At 35.4% G+C, this 21,929-nt stretch carries 20 protein-coding genes; 2 read left to right on the forward strand and 18 right to left on the reverse strand.

Annotation, left to right across the window (positions count from 1 at the left end; genetic code table 11):
• Nucleotides 1-73 precede the first annotated feature (73 nt).
• A complete protein-coding gene (locus tag ACNQGG_RS03665) occupies nucleotides 74-1,492 on the forward strand; it encodes a TolC family protein (protein WP_417961647.1) in 1,419 nt (472 codons plus the stop codon).
• Nucleotides 1,493-1,587: 95 nt separating this feature from the next.
• Here ACNQGG_RS03665 and ACNQGG_RS03670 read toward each other — a convergent pair whose 3' ends face one another.
• From ACNQGG_RS03670 to ACNQGG_RS03755, 18 genes are all read right to left on the reverse strand, one after another.
• Complete coding sequence (locus ACNQGG_RS03670) at nucleotides 1,588-2,127, reverse strand: TetR/AcrR family transcriptional regulator (protein WP_417961649.1); 540 nt, start codon at nucleotides 2,125-2,127, stop codon at nucleotides 1,588-1,590.
• Between the two features lie 36 nt (nucleotides 2,128-2,163).
• Nucleotides 2,164-3,372, reverse strand: coding sequence for a 3-oxoadipyl-CoA thiolase (gene pcaF, locus ACNQGG_RS03675; RefSeq protein WP_417961651.1), 1,209 nt, complete (start codon nucleotides 3,370-3,372; stop codon nucleotides 2,164-2,166).
• 16 nt (nucleotides 3,373-3,388) lie between these two features.
• The gene (locus ACNQGG_RS03680) at nucleotides 3,389-3,907 is read right to left on the reverse strand and encodes an FUSC family protein (protein WP_417961653.1); all 519 of its coding nucleotides are present in this window, start codon (nucleotides 3,905-3,907) and stop codon (nucleotides 3,389-3,391) included.
• A gap of 62 nt (nucleotides 3,908-3,969) precedes the next feature.
• On the reverse strand, nucleotides 3,970-5,316 hold the full coding sequence (locus tag ACNQGG_RS03685; RefSeq protein WP_416858300.1) for a 3-oxoacid CoA-transferase: 1,347 nt from the start codon (nucleotides 5,314-5,316) through the stop codon (nucleotides 3,970-3,972).
• Nucleotides 5,317-5,319: 3 nt separating this feature from the next.
• Nucleotides 5,320-6,099: a 3-oxoadipate enol-lactonase gene (pcaD, locus tag ACNQGG_RS03690; protein ID WP_417961655.1), complete on the reverse strand. Its 780-nt coding sequence runs from the start codon at nucleotides 6,097-6,099 to the stop codon at nucleotides 5,320-5,322.
• A 15-nt stretch (nucleotides 6,100-6,114) separates the two neighbouring features.
• Nucleotides 6,115-6,903: a benzoate diol dehydrogenase BenD gene (gene benD, locus ACNQGG_RS03695; protein ID WP_417961657.1), complete on the reverse strand. Its 789-nt coding sequence runs from the start codon at nucleotides 6,901-6,903 to the stop codon at nucleotides 6,115-6,117.
• Nucleotides 6,904-6,919: 16 nt separating this feature from the next.
• Nucleotides 6,920-7,939, reverse strand: coding sequence for a benzoate 1,2-dioxygenase electron transfer component BenC (gene benC, locus ACNQGG_RS03700; RefSeq protein ID WP_417961659.1), 1,020 nt, complete (start codon nucleotides 7,937-7,939; stop codon nucleotides 6,920-6,922).
• A gap of 10 nt (nucleotides 7,940-7,949) precedes the next feature.
• Nucleotides 7,950-8,435, reverse strand: coding sequence for a benzoate 1,2-dioxygenase small subunit (gene benB / locus ACNQGG_RS03705; RefSeq protein WP_417961661.1), 486 nt, complete (start codon nucleotides 8,433-8,435; stop codon nucleotides 7,950-7,952).
• A 1-nt stretch (nucleotide 8,436) separates the two neighbouring features.
• Nucleotides 8,437-9,786: an SRPBCC family protein gene (locus ACNQGG_RS03710; protein WP_417961663.1), complete on the reverse strand. Its 1,350-nt coding sequence runs from the start codon at nucleotides 9,784-9,786 to the stop codon at nucleotides 8,437-8,439.
• Nucleotides 9,787-9,949: 163 nt separating this feature from the next.
• Entirely contained in the window at nucleotides 9,950-10,876 is a 927-nt protein-coding gene (gene catA / locus ACNQGG_RS03715) for a catechol 1,2-dioxygenase (protein WP_417961665.1), read from the reverse strand.
• A gap of 50 nt (nucleotides 10,877-10,926) precedes the next feature.
• Complete coding sequence (gene catC, locus ACNQGG_RS03720; RefSeq protein WP_417961667.1) at nucleotides 10,927-11,217, reverse strand: muconolactone Delta-isomerase; 291 nt, start codon at nucleotides 11,215-11,217, stop codon at nucleotides 10,927-10,929.
• Between the two features lie 10 nt (nucleotides 11,218-11,227).
• Nucleotides 11,228-12,349 (reverse strand): muconate/chloromuconate family cycloisomerase, encoded by a 1,122-nt coding sequence (locus tag ACNQGG_RS03725; protein ID WP_417961669.1) that lies wholly within the window; start codon nucleotides 12,347-12,349, stop codon nucleotides 11,228-11,230.
• A 354-nt stretch (nucleotides 12,350-12,703) separates the two neighbouring features.
• Nucleotides 12,704-13,582 (reverse strand): AraC family transcriptional regulator, encoded by an 879-nt coding sequence (locus ACNQGG_RS03730; RefSeq protein ID WP_417961671.1) that lies wholly within the window; start codon nucleotides 13,580-13,582, stop codon nucleotides 12,704-12,706.
• 115 nt (nucleotides 13,583-13,697) lie between these two features.
• On the reverse strand, nucleotides 13,698-15,083 hold the full coding sequence (locus tag ACNQGG_RS03735; RefSeq protein WP_416858440.1) for an MFS transporter: 1,386 nt from the start codon (nucleotides 15,081-15,083) through the stop codon (nucleotides 13,698-13,700).
• Between the two features lie 58 nt (nucleotides 15,084-15,141).
• Entirely contained in the window at nucleotides 15,142-16,452 is a 1,311-nt protein-coding gene (locus tag ACNQGG_RS03740; RefSeq protein WP_417961674.1) for a DcaP family trimeric outer membrane transporter, read from the reverse strand.
• Between the two features lie 62 nt (nucleotides 16,453-16,514).
• Nucleotides 16,515-17,879, reverse strand: coding sequence for an MFS transporter (locus tag ACNQGG_RS03745; protein ID WP_417961676.1), 1,365 nt, complete (start codon nucleotides 17,877-17,879; stop codon nucleotides 16,515-16,517).
• Nucleotides 17,880-18,750: 871 nt separating this feature from the next.
• Entirely contained in the window at nucleotides 18,751-20,784 is a 2,034-nt protein-coding gene (locus ACNQGG_RS03750; protein ID WP_417961678.1) for a tetratricopeptide repeat-containing sensor histidine kinase, read from the reverse strand.
• 109 nt (nucleotides 20,785-20,893) lie between these two features.
• On the reverse strand, nucleotides 20,894-21,136 hold the full coding sequence (locus ACNQGG_RS03755; protein ID WP_417961680.1) for a hypothetical protein: 243 nt from the start codon (nucleotides 21,134-21,136) through the stop codon (nucleotides 20,894-20,896).
• Nucleotides 21,137-21,248: 112 nt separating this feature from the next.
• Between ACNQGG_RS03755 and ACNQGG_RS03760 the strand changes: the two genes are divergently transcribed.
• Complete coding sequence (locus ACNQGG_RS03760; protein WP_417961682.1) at nucleotides 21,249-21,923, forward strand: response regulator; 675 nt, start codon at nucleotides 21,249-21,251, stop codon at nucleotides 21,921-21,923.
• Nucleotides 21,924-21,929: the final 6 nt, after the last annotated feature.

The raw sequence follows: 21,929 nt of genomic DNA on the forward strand, positions 1-21,929 counted from the left end.
ATCCTATAGAGTTTCGAAAGATCTTGAAACTAGAAAAGATACTTGTTCAGAAATTTAATGCCAAAAAAGTAAAATGAAAAATCATACAACCAAAATTGTTGCGATAGTAATTCTTATCACAACATTCCTATCCTGTAAAGTTTCGAAGGATATTGAAGTTCCAAAAGATGCATTTCCTGATAATTTCAGGAGTGCATCCGCTTCCGGCGATACAACAAGTATTGCCAATATAGAATGGAAAAATTTCTTTACTGAGAAAGACATCGTAAAACTGATAGACAGTGCTATTACAAAAAATAACGATTTGCAGATTGCAAGCAAAAATATTGAAATTGCACACTATCAATTAACGCAGGCTAAATGGGGAAATATTCCCGAAGCAAATCTTTTTGTGAATGTAAGTTCCAATCGTCCTTCTGAAAATAGTTTCAACGGAATTAACTTAAATCAGGCTTTAAACGAAAAGCATATTGAAGATTATTCGGCTGGAATCGGACTTTCGTGGGAAGCAGATATCTGGGGTAAAATTCGCAGTCAGAAAAAAGGTGCCTATGCAGGATATCTTCAATCAGAAGAAGTAAAAAAAGCGTTGCAAACTACTATTGTTTCAAATGTTTCCAAAGGATATTACAATCTTTTGATGTTGGACTCTCAATTAGAAATAGCCAAAAAGAACCTGCAACTAAATGACAGTACAACTAATATCATCAAATTAAAATACGATGCGGGTCAGGTTTCTTCATTGGCCATTCAACAATCGGAAGCACAAAAACTAACTGCGGCACAATTAATTCCGTTATTGGAACAAAATATTGCCATTCAAGAAAATGCGCTTAGTGTATTGACCGGTTCGTTTCCAAGTTCAAAAGAAAGAACAATTACACTAAATTCAATTCAACTGAAAGAGAATTTAACGACAGGAATTCCATCTTCATTAGTAAGACAAAGACCTGATGTAAAAAATGCTGAATTGGTCTTGCTTAAAGCAAATGCAAACGTAGGAATTACAAAAGCAAGCTTATATCCTTCCCTTAAAATTACGGCAAGCGGAGGTTTAAATTCTTTTGCAACAAGCAACTGGTTTAACATTCCTGCTTCGTTATTTGGAACTGCGCTTGGCGGATTAACACAACCGTTGCTAAACAGCAAAAAAATAAGAACGCAATACAATATTGCTAAAGCCGAAAGAGAAAAAGCAGTTTTAAACTTCCGCCAATCGGTTCTGATTGCCGTTAGTGAAGTATCAGATGCTTTGGTAAAAATCGAAAAGCTGGAAAGACAGCATTTTTTTATTAAAGAACGTGTAAAAACGTTACAACAAGCAATAAAAAATTCGAATATGTTGTTTAAAAACGGAATGGCAGACTATCTCGAAGTAATTACAGCACAAGCTAATATGTTGCAAAGTGAGTTGGAATTAGCTAATATTAAACGGGAACAATTAACCGCAAATATAGAATTATACCGATCATTAGGCGGAGGTTGGAGATAAGATTATTTTAAAAACAGCATTATTTCAAATTTAAGAAATGATGCTGTTTTAACACCTATTTTTTTGCAAGATTTCATTTAGGAAACTTCCATTACTTAATTGAGATTCTTATATTTCTGTTGTAGTAGTTTTGTCAAGGCACTTTCGGTTTTAGAATCCAATTGTTCTGAGGCAAAATGTTTCCACATTCCATCGATATAAATCAGTAATAATTCAGCTTCCAAAACTGGATTTTCATACTGCAATTTAGAAAAAGCTACTGTTAGTTTTTCGTAACAAGGCTTCATAAAAATGTCGTGGTATCTTTGAGAAAGAGAATTTAACGCAATGATTTTATGTTGCATTTTCCAAAAATCGGGATGCGAATCTACCAAAATTTGGGGAACCTCAACGATTTTCAAAATGTATTGCAATCCGCTTTCGTCATTCAAATAATTGGAAATTATTTTTGCCGCCTCTTGATAGCCATGTTTAATAATTTCTTCCAGTAATTTTTCTTTGGTACCAAAATGCCTAAATATCAATGCTTCTGAAGTTTCCGCCTCAGAAGCAATCGATTTTGTAGAAGTGGCTCGCTCCCCATTCTCTGTGAACAGTTTGAGAGCAGCGTCAAGTATGTCCTTTTTTTTGCTCATCTGGAAATTATTTAGATTGAGAGCATTTTTATAATTTTAAACTCTTTCAATAATTACGGCGTACCCTTGTCCAACACCAATACACATGGTTGCCAAAGCATATCGTTTTTGTAGCCGTTGCAAGGATAAAGCAGCACTATAAACTATTCTGGTTCCTGACATTCCCAGTGGATGTCCCAGGGCAATTGCGCCTCCATTTACGTTAATTCTAGAATCATTATCTTGAAGTCCCATGGCTCTGGTACAGGCTAAACTCTGGGCTGCGAAGGCTTCATTCAATTCAATAATGTCGATATCATTCAATGTTAATCCGGCTTTCGCCAATGCTTTTTGCGTTGCCGTAACAGGACCAATTCCCATAATTCGAGGTTCAACACCTACAACCGCCGAACTTACGATTCGGGCTAACGGTTTTAAATTGTACTTTTTTACCGCCTTCTCAGAAGCAATAAAAGTGGCTGCAGCACCATCATTCAATCCCGAAGCATTTCCTGCAGTAACCGTTCCATCTGCTTTGAAAGCTGGTTTTAATTTGGCCAAAGTTTCCAATGTTGTACTGGCTCTGACGAATTCATCTTCAGAAAAAACAATTGGTTCGCCTTTTCGCTGCGGAATGCTAACGGGAATAATTTCTTGCGCCAATACTCCATTTTCTTGCGCTTTTGCTGCTTTCATTTGTGAATTATAAGCGAAAAAATCTTGGTCTTCCCGACTGATATTATACAAATCCACTAAATTTTCAGCAGTGATTCCCATCGGATCTACGCCATACATTTGCTTCATTTTTGGATTTACAAAACGCCATCCAAAACTGGAATCTTCCATTTTAGAATCGGTTCCATAGGCTTTAGATGATTTTGAAATCACCAATGGACCACGGGTCATGTGCTCTACTCCGCCGGCAATAAAAATATCACCATCCCCCGCTTTAATAGCTCTTGACGCACCAATAATTGCAGACATTCCTGAGGCACACAATCTATTAACCGTTTCTCCCGGAACCGTAGCCGGTAATCCCGCTAGTAATGACGCCATTCGAGCCACATTGCGATTGTCTTCTCCAGCTTGATTGTGACATCCTAAGATGACATCATCAATCGCAGCGGGTGGAATATTTGGATTTCTGTTTACTAATGCTGCAATGACAATTGCCGCCAAATCATCTGCTCTGACAGCAGAAAGTGTTCCTCCAAAACTTCCTATTGGCGTTCTGATTCCATCAATTATATATGCTTCTATATTCATTTTTATTACTTTTAAATTATAATTCTTCTTGCGGAAGGTTTGCTTTTTTTCTCCAATAATTAATTACCACCGATGTGATAATGGTAATCGATAATCCAATGAAACATCCGGTAGTCACTGATATAAAACGTTCTACAGCTCCTATCCATGACATTTGCGTCTGTTCATGAATCAATACAATAATGAGTGCTACAATTGCGGTTCGCGCCACATTCATCAGTTTAAATAAATAACAAGTGGCAATGGAAAGAACAATACCCAACAATAGCATATAGACATTTGGGGCATGAATAAAATAACAAAACAATCCAATTCCGGAACCAATTAGGTTCGATTTAAACCGTTCAATCGATAAACGACGCGCATCTTTTGCTTCGGGCGAAATCACCAAAATAATAGAAAGCATCGTCCAATACAGTTCATATTGAGGAAAACCCAAATACAATTGATAGCCAATTAGAAAACCAATGATGCATTTGAACCCATAAATAATTAAATCAGATCCGATACTGTATCGTATTAATTTGTTTACCATTCGATTAGTATTAGATTCATTAGAATTGAAAAACTAAAGGTAATTCTATTCTATCCTTCTTTTTAGGCCAATTGTTCCACGAATTTTGCTTCCGTTTTTTCTCGAATTTCTTCTAATGTTGCTCCTGGCATTAGTTCTATTAAAGTGAGTTTGTTGTCAATATATTTGAAAACGGCCAATTCTGTAATCACCATATCAACAGACCCTAAAGTCGTCAAAGGCAATGTACAAGTAGGTAAAATTTTGGAACTTCCGTCTCTGTTGTTGTGATTCATGGTAATAATCAGCGTTTTTGCTCCTGAGGCCAAATCCATTGCTCCACCAACTCCCAATAAAGGTTGTCCCGGAACAGCCCAATTCGCCAGATTTGCATGCTCATCTACTTCTAAACCTCCCATTACTGCAACATCAACATGTTTTCCACGAATCATGGCAAAAGAATCTGCACTGTCAAAATAACTGCTTCCCGGTACTGCCGTAACTGGAATTTTCCCCGCGTTTACCGGATAATTCATTGCTCCTCCACCATCTACAGGTTCTGGACCAACGCCCAACATTCCGTTTTCAGTATGTAAAATAACACCGTGTTTTGGTGTAATTAAATCGGCAACTAAAGTTGGAATTCCAATTCCTAAATTGACTACATCTCCTTTTTTCAATTCCTGTAATGCGCGTTTGGCAATATTCATACGGTCTTCACTTACTTTTTTCCCTTTACTCACCGATGCCGATGAACCTAAGTCTTCCAAAGTAAGTGTCGCCTGAACCAAGTAATCGACGTAGCACCCCGGTGTGTGAATATAATTAGGATCTAAAGTGCCTTCCGGTACGATTTCTTCCACTTCAGCAACAACCAAATCAGCTGCCGTTGCCATAGCGCGATTGAAATTTTGCTCGGTCATACGATAGATTAAATTTCCTGCTGTATCTGCTTTCCAAGCTCTGATAAAAGCAACGTCTCCACGAATTCCTTTCACAAAAACCTGTTCAACACCATCAATTATTTTAGTCTCTTTCCCTTCTGCAATAGTTGTTCCCGCAGCTGTTGGCGTATAAAAACCTCCTATTCCTGCCCCTCCGGCTCTTAAGGCTTCGGCCAGAGTTCCCTGTGGTATCAATTCATATTCCACAATTCCATCTTGAGCCGCTTTCACCGCTTCGGGATTACTGGTAAAAAAAGAACCAATCATTTTTTTCAATTGTCCGTTTCGCAACAAACGTCCGCCCCCAATTCCCGCTTCGCCTACATTATTTCCAATAAAAGTGATGTTTTTAGTTTCAGTTTTCGATAAAGCATCCATTAAATGGACTGGATTTCCCGTCATCCCAAAACCACCTTGCAATAAGGTATCACCATCTTTTACGAATGCTGCGGCTTGTTCGGTTGTTATTTGTGGAACTGTTTTCATAATTTAATTTTTAATAAATTCTATAAGTAGTTTTGTAAAATCATCGGCTTTTTCAATATTAGAAATATGAGCCGTTTTTAAGCCAGCTAATATCGAATTTGGAATTTTTTCCATTAGAAAATCACCATCTTTTATGGTTGTCACCAAATCCTCTGTACCGGAAATAATTAAGGTTGGTGCTAAAATTTTGGAAACTTCATCTGTAAAATTAGCATCCCGAACGGCAGCACAACAAGAACTATATCCTGCTACTGGCGTTTGCACAAACGTTGCTAAAACCGAATCAACTTCCCCTTTATTTTCGCTGACAAATTCAGTTGTGAACCAGCGTTCCTGCGTTCCAGAAACGATACTGTCCAAACCATTTTTTTGAACGATTTCTATTCGGGAATTCCAGCCTTCCTTGTTTCCAATTTTTACGGCAGTATTACAAAGTATCAGTTTGTTCAACCGTTTCGACGCATGAATTCCCAACCATTGTCCGGTCAATCCGCCAATAGACAATCCGCAGAAATTTACTTTTTCAATCTTCAGAGAATCCAATAAATCCAATACATCGTTCCCTAGCATTTCAATCGAATATTCTCCTTCGGTAGCTTCGCTTTTTCCATGACCGCGAGTATCGTATCGCAGGATATTAAATTCTTTACCAAGCAATTCTACTTGTTTATCCCACATCGTCAAATCAGTTCCTAATGAATTAGAAAAAACAATAGTATGCTGCTTCTTGAAATCATCAAACACATAATTCAGTACTGTGTTCTGCATTTTTATTTTTGACATTATCCTATTTTTTTATTAACCCAAATCACCACCGGCAACCGGAATTGTAATTCCTGTGATATACGACGCTTCATCAGATGCCAGAAAAAGTATGGCTGAAGTTTGTTCTTCAATGGTTCCGTAGCGTTTCATTAAACTCGATTCGGTGGTTTGATCAGCCACTTCTTGTCTCCATATTTTTTCTTGCTCCGAATCTGGAGTTTCATTACGCGGAATCAAGCGTTCTGGAGCTTCGGTTCCACCTGGCGCAACCGCATTTACCCGAATGTTTTTTTCAGCATATTCGAAAGCCATAGCAGCCGTGAGGGCATTGACTCCCCCTTTTGCAGCAGCATAAGGAACACGATTAATTCCTCTGGTAGCAACCGAAGAAACATTCACAATTACACCTCCTTTTTGATCTAGCATAACCGGAAGAACGGCTCTGCATCCCCATAGCGTTGGGAAAAGGGAACGGCGAATTTCTTTTTCTATTTGATCTTCTTCGTAGGTTGCAAAAGGTTTCATCCAGATTGTTCCGCCAACATTGTTAATCAAAATGTCTATTCTTCCAAACTTTGCCACAGCTTCTACTACTACCGACTGAAAACCTGAAAACTGTTCCAAATCGGCAACAACAGGAAGTGCTTTATGCTGTTGTTCTTCACTCAATTGTGAAGCTATCTCATTTACTATTGGAGAACGATCAATTAATACAACCGAACCACCTTCGGCTAAAAGTTGCAATGCAACCGTTTTTCCTATTCCTTGCGCGGCACCGGTAACAAGCGCCACTTTTCCTGAAAATCTATTGGGGTGAAGCATTTTTACTGTTTAAAAATTATAATTGTACATTTTCCTGACCCGTTGGAACAAATTTTTCCATGTAAAAATTAACATGTTGAATCGCCTCTTTGTCAAGCGTAGTTTTTACCGCTTCCACCATCGCATTTGGTCCACAGATATAAATATCATAGGCTTTATCGCCAAGAAGCGCTTTGTTAATCCATTGGGTAACAAATCCTTTATCATGACCTTCCGCTTGTTCATCAGATGTACAAGTGAATAGTTGCAATGGCATAATTTCACTAAACGCTTTTAAGCGTTCCAGTTCCACCACATTCTCTCCTGTGGTTGCTCCATAAAACAAATGAATCGGTGTGGTATTCTTTTCTGCTTTTAGTTTTTCAAGCATCGCCATAAAAGGGGCAATTCCCGTACCTCCTGCAATAAAGATTAAATCACGTTGTGCCTCTCTCAGGTAAAAACTTCCCAAAGGAGTTACAATATTCAATTCACCTCCTACAGTCGCCTCCTCTTTTAGATACGTACTCATCAATCCTCCAGGAACTAATTTGATTAAAAACTCCGCTTCTGAAGCATCCGGTTGTGAACTATACGAATACGATCTGGTTTGTGAAGTTCCCGGAACCTCAATATTTACATATTGTCCCGGAAGAAATTGAAAAGAACTCCCGTCAGCAGCGCGCAATTTTAATTGGTAGATTTCAGAAGACAATCGGTTTAATTCCTTGATTTCGGTAGTGATAGCCGTAGATTTAACTTTACAGGCAGCAGAACTCGCCAATATATCAACCACAAGGTCTGATTTTGGTCTCACTTGACAAGCAAGCGCAAAACCTTCCGCTGCTTCTTCATCTGATAAGGCTTCTTCGATATAGTCTCCCGCATCAAAATTTCCTGATCTCATTTTACATTTACAAGTACCACAAGCGCCATCAGCGCAATCTAACGGAATGTTTATCCCAACACGATACGCAGTTTCTGCTACCGTTTCATTGGGTAAACTATCTATAAATCGGGTAACTCCGTCCTCAAAGTTTAATGCTATTTTTGCCATTACTTTTGTATTAAATATGATATATGTCAAGCACTTGTCGAATGTAATCGTTCTTAAGGATGACTTTTTTATTAGTGATTAAAAATGAATCTCCCACTTTTTTCAAAGTGTAAAAGGAAACACCAAAAAACTGATCCAATTTATTGTATCGAAAACTTAGTGTATTCCAGTTAAAACGTATTTTAACTTCATCATTGTTTTCTTCCAGAATTTCAAGATTGGTACAATTATGACTCGTTCTAGTGTCCGGTAAAGTAGCGCTGGAACGTTCAGTTCTGATTCTAAAAATACGGTCTTCCAAACCATTTCTGTTTGGATAATAAATCAACGAAATCTCGGTTTCGTAATTTGTCGTTAGATTATCCTCGTCATCCCAAGATGGCATCCAAAATGTTACTTTTTCATCGTATAACTGAAGCCATTCATCCCATTGTTTGTCATCTAAATGTCTCGCTTCTTGATAAACAAATGCCTGTATTTTATCGTAATTAGTCATCTTACAAATTGTTTTCTAGATTAATCAATTCCTCTTTTGCCAAAGCTGCTGCCAAAGTTTCTGCCCAATACTGGTGCTGCATCAGGAATAATCCTTCGTCTTCGGTTCGGATTCCACTTAATTTTGGATTGATTCCCATGGCGGTAGCATGTTCGTCCGGACCATAAACCCAATGTTCTGCCCCACGGCTCACATCGTTCCAAGGCATGTCTTTTGCCAAATAACTTTCCTGACACGATCTGAATTCTTCCAAATCATCAGGAGTTCCCATTCCCGTTACGTTAAAGAAATCTTCGTATTGGCGAATACGCAACGCACGGTCTGCTGCTGGTTCATTTTTGGGTGCAAAACAGTAAATCGTCACTTCCGATTTATCGACAGAGATTGGTCGAACCACGCGAATTTGTGTCGAAAACTGATCCATCAAATACACATTTGGATAAATAGCCAAGTTGCGGGTTTCATTAACAATAAAATTGGTTCTTTCTTCACCAAGTTCTGCATTCAATCGATCCAATTGACTATAAAGAGGACGCACTTCCGGATTCAGCATTTTGGTCCAAAGAAGCATATGTCCATTTTCAAAACCATAAACACCACCAATACTTTTTGACCATCCGTTAGGATCTACCGCTTTTACACCATCTTCTTTACGGTTACCCATAGTAGCCACATAGTTCCAATGCACGGAGCTTACGTGGTAGCCATCAGCACCATTTTCCATTTGCATTTTCCAGTTTGCATCATAAGTATACGTAGAAGCTCCTCGTACAACTTCCAATCCAAATTCTGCCTGATCCACCATTTGATCGATAATCTTTTTGGTATCACCCAAATAGTCTTCCAATGAGGAAGAATCTGGATTTAAGCTGCCAAATAAAAATCCTTTGTACGATTCAAATCGGGCCACTTTTTTCAAATCATGCGAACCTTCTGTATTGAACTGTTCCGGATATCCTGCGCCTTTTACATCTTTTACTTTTAGTAATTTTCCCGAATTATTAAAAGTCCAACCGTGAAACGGACATGTATAAGTAGATTTATTTCCTTTTTTATAGCGACAAAGCTGCGCTCCTCTATGGCTGCACGCATTAATAAAAGCATTCAATTCACCTTCTTTGTTGCGAGCGATAAAGATGGACTGTCTACCAATTTGAGTAGTGAAATAATCATTCAATTCTGTTATCTGACTTTCATGCGCCAAATACACCCAATTGTTTTCGAAAATATATTTCATTTCCAATTCGAACAACTCCGGATTGGTAAAGGATTCTCTGTTATGACGATAAAGACCTTCAGAAACTTTGTGTTCCAATAGGCTTTCTACATATTCTTTATTTAATTTTTCCATTAGTGTTGTTGTTTAGTAGTCATAACCTACCCGCTCCGGAGTTATTTTGGGGTAAAACCCCATGAGAATGATTCAAAAAATCGATTTTATTTGTTCCTTCTCACGGGGAATTTACAAGTCCAAAAAAGATTCGGAAAATGGCAATAGACCGTTTCTTTTTTTATTATGCTACAGCTTCAGCTCTCAATCGCTCTACTTCTGCATCGTGAATTCCTACAATTTCGCTATGTAATGTGAAGTCGAAATCGATTGAGGAAAAAGGCTTGTCTAATCCTTTTTCTTTGATTTTTTCCGCATCAGTAATTACGGTAAGATCTGGAATCAAACCTTCACGAGTTGCGAAAGCGAAATCATCCCATAAGTAGGGATCACCATCAAAGTTAATTTGTGTCGTTAATTTTCTGCAGCCTGGCGCTGAAACAAAGAAATGAACGTGAGATGGACGATTTCCGTGACGACCAACTGCATTTAAAAGTAATTCCGTTGATCCACCTGGAGGAACTCCGTAGCCAGAAGGAAGGATACTGCGGAATTGATAGTTTCCGTTTTCATCCGTTTCTATCGTTCCGCGTAAATTGAAATCACTTTGTGATTGGTCAAAATAAGAATAATTTCCTTTTAAATTAGCATGCCAAACTTCTACAATTGCATTTGGAATTGGATTGTTATTTTCATCCAAAACTTTTCCCTGCATGAAGAAAATCTCTCCTTGTTCTATTTCAGTTCCATCGTCCAAACGAGCAAAACCTTTTGATTTTGGTGCGCCGGCAACATAAAGTGGTCCTTCAATAGTTCTTGGTGTTCCACCAGTCATTCCTGCTTTTTCTTCTTCTTCATCCATGCGCAAGTCTAATAAATGTTCTATTCCTAAACCTGCAGCGATCAAACCATATTCTTCATTTTTACCTGCTTGTGTCAAGTAATTTACTGCCGTCCAAACTTCATCCGGTTGTATATCTAAATCTTCGATGGTGTAAAACAAATCGCGAAGGATTCTGTTTACAATTGCTTTTGCTCTTTCGCTTCCAGCTTCTACTTTTTCAGTACTTTCAATTTTTTGAAGTAATCCGTCTATTTGTGCTCTAGTCATGATATTGATTTTTTAATTAATTATAGTTTTTTTTTGATTATTTAAAAGGCTTACAATTCTCCTTCTTTAATAGAAGAATAATGTTTGCATAATGATTTTACTTCAATTTCCATAAAAGGAAAAAGGGGTAAATTGCTCAAAATTTCATGAAGTTCAGCCGGACTTTCTACATTGAAAATACTGATGTTCGAATACTTCCCGACAATTCTCCAAATGGCTACCCATTTTCCGCTGCGTTGCAAATCTTGGGACATTGCTTTTTCTTTTGCTTTTAATTCGTTTACAAAATTCACATCTAAATCATGTGGAATTTTTACGGTCATTTCTACGTGGAATAACATAGTTTTATTTTTATTTACGTTTATATTGGTTGAGTTTTTCTAAATCTAATTCCAAGCCTAAACCCGGACCTTGTGGGATTTTCATCGAAGCATTCGAAAATGCTACTTTGGTTTTAACAATATCATCCGTTAATAATAATGGTCCGAAAAGTTCCGTTCCCCATGACATTGTTTTCAACGTACTGAAAGCATGAGCCGAAGCAACAGAACCAATTGTTCCTTCTAATAAGGTTCCTCCGTACAAACTGATATCAGCAGCTTCTGCAATTGCAGCCACTTTTAAAACATTATGCAATCCGCCTGATTTTCCTATTTTTAAAGCAAAAACATCGCCTCCTCTTATTTTGGCCAATTTGTAAGCATCTGTACTATCGTTCAACGCTTCATCGGCCATAATGGGCACGGTAAACATTTTACTCAAACGAGCCAAACCTTCAAAATTTTCTTTAACTATAGGTTGTTCAATCAAATCAATTCCTGCTTCCTGAAGTTTAGCAATGCTTATTTTTGCGGTACTTTCATCCCAAGCCTGATTCACATCCACCGTTACTTTTGCTCGGTCTCCCAACGCTTTCTTGATAGCGGCAACGTGAGCGATTGCAATTTCCGGTGCTTGCCAACCAATTTTTAATTTGAAAGTAGTGTGTCTTCCGATGGCCAAAAGATGTTCGGCTTCTTCAATATCCTGTTGTGTATTTCCGCTGGCCAAGGTCCATAAAACAGGTAAAGTTTCGGTAATTGCACCTCCTAATAAAGTTCCAATAGAGACACCCAATCGTTTACCATGCGCATCTAGAAGCGCTGTTTCAATTCCGGATTTTGCAATTCGGTTGCCTTTAATGTTTTTTTCAATCCAAAACATGGCTTTGTGAATATTGGTCGCATCCTGACCCACTAATAAAGGAGCAAAATAAGTATCAATGTTGAGCTTCATGCTTTCCGGAGATTCCTCTCCATAACTCAATCCACCAATTGTTGTCGCTTCTCCAATCCCTTCAATTCCATCACTGCAAAACAAACGGATGATAACCATAGTTTGTTTTTTCATTACGGTCATAGAGAGATGATGCGGGCGAATTGTTGGCAAATCCACCAGAATGGCTTCAATTTTTTCAATAATAGGATTATTCATTTCTTAATATATAATTTTATTTGATTTCAACAGGAGTAAGTACTCACTCACAAACAATTAAGTGCTCACTTACTGTTTGCTTATCACAAATTTATAGCTAAAAGCAGGGTCTAAAATTGGATTAATTTGCTATTAATGAGACAAATCAAACAAATAGACAAAAAACATAACTATTTGTTTACAAAACCTTTAAATAGGAAAACAAAGAAAAACAACCCTGATTTTCTTTAAAAAGCAGGACAAACAAGATTTTTTGTAGTACGATTGGAAATAAGATTGTCATAAACACCTAATTTATAGGGTTTACAACTATCGCATTTTTATAATTGTAGTGGTAAAAGACGAATGAAGTGATTACTTACGTCCTAATTGACTTCTGAATTCTTTGGGAGTCAGCCCTGTTTTTTTCTTAAACAAACGCGTAAAATAAGCGGGATCTTCGATATCTAATTCATACGAGATTTCAGCAATTGACATATCAAAATTGCGTAGGTAAACTTTAGCTTCGTCAATAAAAAAATTAATAACAACATCTTTTGGCGATAAGCCGGAAACATCTTTACAAATTCGGTTGAGATGTCCGCTTGAAATAGCTAAGCGAGCCGCATAGTCTTCAACGTTTATTTTAAAAGATTTTTGTTCCTTAATTAATTGAATAAAACGCCTGTAATACATTTTATTCTTATTATCAGAAAGAGGAACAGCAGCAGAAGTTACAAATATCCGATACAAACGCAACAACATCATTCCAACTAGGTACTGTAAAGCATGCTGTTTACCCGGTAGTTCAGAATAATATTCATCGATACATTTACGAATCGTTGTCAAAGCATCATTGATTAATTTATCATCTTCGGATAATTTTGAAATGTGTATTTCGTCTATCTTATTGATGATATCGGTATCAAGCTTCAACATATTCTCCAAGGATTTGTCATAAAGCGAGATTACCCATCCTTTAGTATCCGGATTCATGCGCAGACCATGACTGATATTTTTTGGAATAGAAAAAAAAGAGACACTATCCACAACTTGACTTTCGCCATTAATTATCAATTCAAGGTATCCGCTTTCTACCACAAAAATTTGAAAAAGATCACTATGTGCATGAGGTTTAATATACCATTCGTGGCGTTTACCGGTCATTTCCATTGGAGTAACATGAATAATATCCCTAACCATATCGATAGAGTTATCACCATAAATCCCCTTAAAAAATAATTTACTTCTCATGTATTATTTTATCTCAAAAACTATTTTGAAACCTATCAAAGATACTACAAATACAACTATATCGTTTGAGTACTATTTGCATTTTTTAGATAAAAGAAAAAAGCTTGGTGGTGTTTTAAGACAGATTGGTAGTATTCAATTTTGAAAGTCGGTATAAAAACAGTGCCACAAAAACCAAATAAATAATGGCCATACTCATCGCAATAGTATACCCGTCTAAACCTTGTTTCAAACTATAAAAAAACACGCTGCCAATAATACTGATTCCAAAAGCAGATGAAAATTGTTGCACGGTTGAGTAAACACCTCCGGCCAATGCGGCATAATCTGTTGGGATTTTTTTAAGCGCATAATTCAAAATCGACGGCAAAAGTGTCCCTTGTCCCAACCCATACAATAAAAGAAACCACGGAATGTAATCCACATTTGCTTGGTCTCCAAGAGTAAGCATCTGTAAAACCAAAGAAATAATCATTAGACAGCAGCCTATAATCAATAATTTGATTCCATATTTATGCAATAATTTTAAAGCAATAAATGAAGACATCAAAAAACCAATGCCATTAAAAGTAAAATACTGGCTGGCAATATAAGGATCCAGATGTAATGTTTTTTGGAATTGAACCGCACATATTAATAAATAAGAATTATGTGCTCCGAAAAAAAACAACGCTACCAGTAAAACCAAATTGAAACTTTTTATTTTAAAAAGATTCGTGTTCATTAAAGGACTTCTTTGCTGTTGGGTTTTCTTTTTTTGGTTCTTCCAAAATATATATAATAGAATCCCAGATGAAAATAGCAAAAGCAATACTAAAATCGAAAATCCTTGCTCTGGTACTAAAGTGAGCCCGTAAATTAAACTTCCCAAAGCAATGGTTAATAGCAGTACACCAAGCAGGTCAAATTTACCTCCTCTATGCAGACTCGTTTCCTGCAAAAAGAAAAATGAAAGTACAACGGTTACTAAACCAAAAGGAACATTTATCAAAAATATCAATCGCCAACTTTCTTCAATATAATGATGTGCCACAAAATAGCCTCCTAAAAATTGTCCTAAAATAGAAGCAATACCCAACGTAATTCCGAAAAAGCCAAAGGCCAAGTTTCGTTCTTTGGCTTCTCGAAAAGTAACTTGTATAATAGTCAAGGTTTGAGGAATCATAAAGGCCGCGGCCACACCCTGAAAAAATCTGAAAAGTATCAATTGAAAAATGGTACCCGAGTAACCACATAAAGCCGATGTAATTGTAAACGAAAGCATCCCAATAATGAATATTTTCTTTCGTCCAAAAAAATCTCCGGCTCTTCCTCCTGTGACTAAAAAGACACAATATCCCAACAGATAAGAACTAATGACTAATTCTGTATTACTGTCTGATGTCAAATACTGCTGTTTGATTTCCGGCAAAGCCATATTCACAATATACACATCGATTACCGAAAGTAATGGGGCTACAAGTACAATAATTAATGCTAGCCATTTATTGGTTTCTTTCATATTCACAAAAAAACGTTGGATGCAATTCTTTTGAATTACACCCAACGCATTAAAAAAATTAAAATTTAAGAACTGTGGCAAATACAACTCTCCAGGTTCCTATCAAATTCAGATTAGTTACTGCTCTACCGCTGTTATCCGCATTCCCCCATTCGGCAGCCGAATATTCTGCTTCCAAACCAAATTTCAGATTTTTAATCGGCACTTCAATTCGTGGTGCCAAACGATAAATATAGTTGATAGTTCTGGTCGTTGTATTTCCTGGTGCCGCTATACCTCCTACCATGTTTGAAAATCCATAAGCTACCGCTTTTCCAGAAATTGGATTAGTAGCACCATCATTTTGGCTAAAGCCAGCAAAGAACCCAGGAATTATTTTTTTAGTTTTCCCGGTTAAATCAATCCAAAAAGATTGTGTCGCCATAGTCGAATAGGTTTCTAAACCCGGACCTGAAGCGGGTGTATATCCTACATACCCTCCAAGCATAATGAAAGAAGTGGCGTTTTCGCCATACATTGCTTCTGCTTTTATAGTCATCGGCTTCGTTTCAAAACGGCCATACGCCATAACGGAAACACTGTTGACTCTTTCATTGGAAAAATCATTGGTCAATCCAGAACCTGTTTTAGGACGAATTTGCTCAAAATGACCTGCCAAGCCTACAAGAACATCTTTATTTTTATAATTTACCTGAACGTGTCCGGAAGGAATTGAACTGTTTCTGTACGGAGCCGTATTCGAAGTAAAATCCCTTTGTGAAACGGCTGCTATCATAAGATTAAAATGAGTATTCAACTTTTGGGTAAACCGAATCTGAGGATTTCTGTTGTACGGCATATAAGGTGCACCTCCACTGAAATTTACTACTCCTGGAAACATTTCTGGAATTGTTAGCGGATGCCAAAATTGTCCTATTCCCAACTGGCTTTTTTTCCAGTCCAATGTAATATAGGCATGTCTCAAACGAAATTCATTGATTCCTCCTTCGGCATTACCAAAAAAATCACCTTCAAGAAATCCTACAGTTTTTGCCCCTAAAACATCAGGTGCGTTTACTTTGACTCCCGCTCTGGATAATACATTCAGCATTTGAAACTTGGAAGCGGAATTTCTGTCTTTCCCATTGGCATCAAAGTCAACATCTTTTCCCCAAAGTACCACTGCCGCTTCTCTTACATCAACAGTCTGACGGGAATCAAACACCGCATCATGCCGAATAAAACCAGAAAACTTAACCTCAAAAAGCGGTTCTTTTTTCTCTGGTTTAATAGCGACAACGCTATCCTTTTTTTTAATAGTTTCCTGCGCATTAAGTAGCACTGCCGTAAGTAACAAACCAGTTACTGCAACTATTTTTTTTAACTTCATTTCGTTATTTTTTGTGTTCTATAAATCCTTAACTATTTAGGATTTATCTTGATTTTAATTGTCTATTCTTCGGTAACAATAGTATTTAGTGCAGCCATTTCCTGTTGCTTTACCTGTGCTTTTTTCTCTTGACTGTGCTTTACATTAATAAAACAAACTGCCAAAGCACCTATAGCTCCCGGAATAGCAAATGCCACAAAATTGAATTGGAATGGCAATTCTAAACCCATTAATGCCCCACCTAAAATAGGCCCAAGTATAGCACCCAATCTACCTATTCCAGATGCCCAGCCAATCCCGGATGATCTAATGTTTATAGGATAAAACTGTGCGACATACGTGTAACACAATATTTGTGTACCAATAGTGGTTGCTCCTGCAATAGCGATTAAAATATACAATACCATCGTTGAACTTTTGAAACCAAGTAAACTCAAAGAAATAGCAGCCACAGCAAAAAATGAAATCAGCACAGTTTTTAAATTAAATCTGTCGCCAAGCCAGCCTCCACCAATAGCTCCTGCCATTGCACCAATATTTAAGACCAATAAAAAAGTAAGGCTGGAACCTAATTCGTAACCTGCTTTAGTCATTAATTTAGGTAGCCAAGAATTTAATCCATAAACCATCAAAAGACAGGTAAAAAAAGCAACCCAGAACATAATTGTACTAACCGTTCTGTTATGTTTAAATAGTTGATTGACACTTGCCCCTGCAGCTTTCGCTTCTCCAGAATCTAAAACATCGCCTTGTTTAGGAACGTAAGTTGGCTCAATGAGGGAAAGTATTTTTTTAGCCTCATCAGTTCTATTTTGTTTCGCTAAAAACCCAACAGAATCCGGTAAAAATTTGATAATCAAAGGCAATAGAAGTATGGGCACTAAGCCAACATAAAATACGGATTGCCATCCAAAATTTGGAATCAAAAATATTCCCAATCCGGCAGAAAGCATCCCTCCTACAGAATAGCCGCTAAACATCAATGTTACTAAAGTACTTCTGACTTTTTTTGGAGCATATTCAGTCATTAAAGCCACTGCATTTGGCATTACCCCACCAATTCCAAGTCCTGCAAGGAAACGCAAAATTCCAAATTGTAAAGGTGTTTGAGCAAATCCATTGATAAAAGTGAATCCGCTGAATAAGAAAATACAAATAATGATTGCTTTTTTTCGTCCAATACGATCGGAAAGTGTTCCAAATATCAGTGCTCCAAACATCATCCCAAAGAGTGCATAACTCCCCAATGTGCCAGCTTCTAATGGAGTTAAATGCCATTTATCCATCAACAAAGGCAAAACTACCCCATAAATAACCAAGTCGTAACCATCAAAAATGATGATTAGTGCACACCAGAATATCACCGTCCAATGAAATCGGTTCAGCTTTGCGTTGTCTATCAAATTATGAATATCTATTTTTCGCATAATTTTTTGTTTTTTTAGTTAAAAATATAATGGTTATTGGTTAATAGGTATTACAGGCTGTTATATGGTTGAGCCCGTTTTTAACAAATTTTTCCATATAAAAATTTGTATGTTTAATAGGATTATACCAAGGTTTATTTTGGTTCATTCCTTATATATGATGCATCATTTACAGATACTGTTTCTCATTTTAAGCACAATCTAATTGGTATTCATCAAGAATTTAGTAGTTAAACAGCATACTTATTCCGTAATACATTTACTCTATAATTAGCACATTACCAATAAAAACAAATTTAAATTACACAAAACATAATTATTAACTGTTTTAAATATCGATATGCAAATATTGAAATTATTCAAGGTGAAAAATTGTTCTTTTAAATCAAAAACAGGACAAATCAAATGTTTAAAAGAAATTGAAGATGTAAAAAGAGTATTTAAATCCTTTTTTTACGAATAACGAAAAGGTAGCATGCAAAAAACAGGAATTTGTAAATCAGACTTGTGCGTATAGTCCTAAGCTATTTGGTATTATTGCGACAGCAAAAATGAATACCATTACAAATTGAAAGTAAGAAGAGTTTTTATGTGTTTTTATTTTTTGATTGCTAAATTGAAGTATCTAGTTTCCAACTAAAACACTGCACAGTTACAAACCAAATATTAGCCCAAAATTTCACCAATTAGCACAAATTAATTAGTGAAAATTAGTGAAATTCGCGGCAAAATTTTTTTAGAACTTAAAAAGAAAGGCACTAAAGAGCATCGTTTTTTTAAACCATAATTTGATACAAATAAAAATAAACCATAGTATTTTTGAATTGGATATGGTATAATTTTTTAAAGCTTTAAATATTTAAATATTTAATCAGGATAGTGCCTGAAGATTAAAACCAACTTCAATTTTAGTTCCTTCTCCAATTTTTGATTCAATACTAAATTGACCTTTTAAAGAATTAGCTCTTTCTTTCATATTAGTTAATCCGATACCTTCTTTTTTAATTTTCATATCAAATCCTACTCCATCATCAGTAATAATCAATTGCAAAAGATTTACATGCTTTCTCTCAATTACTACTTCACATTTTTTTGCATTGGCATATTTATCAATATTTAAAATAGCCTCTTGAATGATACGATATAAATTAATCTTATATATATTTTCAACAGTTGCCCATTCAAACATTCCATTATTTATATATTTAAACTGGGTGTTAGTGAACTCTTTTTGATTTTCTATTAAACTTGACAATAATATATTAAAATCATTACCATCAAAAAAAGAGCCTCGACTTAAGTCATGTGCAATCATTCTAATCTCACTCTCAATATTTTGTAACTCACAAATATATACTTTCCTTTTTTCAATAGTTTTCTCGTCTACCAAAGAATTAAAGAAACCTAAATTCATTCGAACACCATAAATTTTATTCATTACACCATCATGCAATTCTTTGGCTATTCTGGCTTTCTCACTATCTTTTGCAAGATCAATTTTTCTATTTTGTTCTGTCAATAGTTGGTATATTTCATCATTAGCGCTTTGTTGTTTCTTAAAAAACTGTAACTCTTTATTTCTATATTTTAAATATCTTGAAACAATAATTAATATCAGTAATAAAACTAGCCCAAACGAAACTATCAAAATATAAAAGTTCTCTTTTGTCAAAACTTTATTTTCATCTTCAATTCTTGAAGTTTCATATTCAATTCTGGCATACTTATTATGAGTGTTTTTTTGAACTCGATTAATACTATCACTTACTTTAATATATTCATTTGCATAAAATAACTTATTTTTTTTATCCAATTCAGATAATAATTTTAACGAAGCTAAAATTTCATTACTGTTCTTAATTTTAACGGCTAATTGATTCGCTTCTTTTAAACTTTGAATTGATTTTACAGTATCTTTCTGAGTTAAAAAATATTCACCTATATGTATTTTTTTATACAAAATATCCGACTCATCCCCTATACTATCGACAATTCTTAAGGATTCAAAAAACATGGAATCAACATTTCTATAATTCCCACTTTTCATCTTAGAATAAGCCAAATTACTTAAAACATTAGCATATAGACCCGGTGATTTCTTTCTTAAATCTTTTGAAAGTACCCTTTGTAGTTTTTCTATGGACTTCGAAAACTCCCCTTTTAAATCGTATAAATTGCATATATTAATAACCGAACTTACGTTGTAAATATTTACTACATCTTTATCTTCTCCCTTAATTTTCATTTTTTCTACACTACGCAACGCTAATTCATGATAACGTAAGGCTTCATCATAATTAACCAATTTCTCTAAACAATTCCCCATTAACGAATTGCAAGAATAAATCAGGCGGTAATTGGCAGATTTTTTTAAATACTGTAATGCTTTAGAAATTTCAACTTCACATTCTACATAATTTCCGTCGTAAAATAAAACATAGGCCTTATTGAATAGCATTCTACCCATATTATCATAATCCTGAATTTTATAATATAATTTTTCTGCTTGTAAATAGTAAAAATAAGCGCTGTCACTTTTTGAGTTTCGATAACAATCGCCTATATAAAAGAGGGCCTTTGGAATTCTGACACTATCGTTAGCCTGTTTTGATAGTTTTAAAGCTCTTAAACTGGAAGATAAAGATTTTTCTAAATTATTGGTATAATAATATTCCGTCGCGACATTTAAATAGGCCTCTCTGACAATGGAATCATTTTCTTTAGATTTTAATAAATCAATTATTGAATCTAAGTATTTCTCTTTTTTATTTTTTCCTAAACCCTCTAAATTACTGTTGTTAAATAAAGTAGTGTTGTTTTTTACAGGGGCATCCGAATCATTCTTTTGGCATGAAAAAAAAAAGGATAGCAGGAGTAAACAGATTATTTTAGTAGGGGTACTCAAAATGCATTATTATTTTATAATTTCAAATGTAGTATTTTGAAATAAGAATACCATACGATTTACAAATAAATCATATGGTACTCTTGTTTCAATTAAGTAGGACTTAATACTATCTTGGTGGTATGATAATGCTTGGATCACCATCTGCTTCACTTACCCTTGTAGTAGTAATTTTCGTGCCTGATTTCACTGTAGTGGAATCATTAGTTTTTGCATTCAAAACTGTCTGTGGTGTGATTTCAAAACTCTTATTTTTAACTTCTTGAACGTCATAATTCTCATCATCACTGGAACAGGAATAAGTTAATAAAGAAATGGAAACAAGTCCCGCAATGTATAATTTGTTTTTCATAAAAATGTAGGTTAAGTTAAATATGATTTAATACAAAAAAACAACTTTGCTTCGTTTAAATATTACGGTTATACCGTAATATTTAATTATTTTTGTGCGAAATTAAATAAATATGAATCCGCCCCTTAATATTTTGATAGTTGATGATCACCCTATGACAGTTGATAGCTATAGTAACCTATTATCTGATAACCAATTTCAAGAAAACATACCCAATTTTATAAAAAGTTATAATTGTCAAGATGCCTACAACCAAATATTTTTTCATCTAAAGCAAAATACAAATATTGATTTGGCATTATTAGATATTAGCCTTCCTCCTTGTAAAGAGCTTAATATTGAAAATGGCGTTAATCTGGCTTCACTACTAAGAAAAAATTTTAAAAATTGTAAAATTATCCTTCTTACCATGCACAGTGAACCCCTTACTGTAGATAAAACTATTAAAGAGATAGACCCGGAAGGTTTTGTTTCTAAAAGTGATATTAACTTTGAATTATTTCCAATTATTTGTAAAAAAATTATGGTTGGGGAAATATTTCGAAGTCCCACGATACTGGAATCTCAGAGAGAATTATTTAAAAAAAATATAAATTGGGATAAACATGACAGTCAGATTCTCATCTTAATTTCACAAGGAGTTAAAACGGTTAATCTTCCTGATTATATTCCTCTTTCTATGAGTGCTATAGAAAAAAGAAAAGCAAATATAAAAGAACAGTTATTAATGGGAAAAGGCAGTGACAGGGATTTAATAGATAAAGCTAAAAAATTAGGCTTGTTATAAATTTAT

Source organism: Flavobacterium esculini (genome assembly GCF_048284325.1).
Taxonomy (GTDB): domain Bacteria; phylum Bacteroidota; class Bacteroidia; order Flavobacteriales; family Flavobacteriaceae; genus Flavobacterium.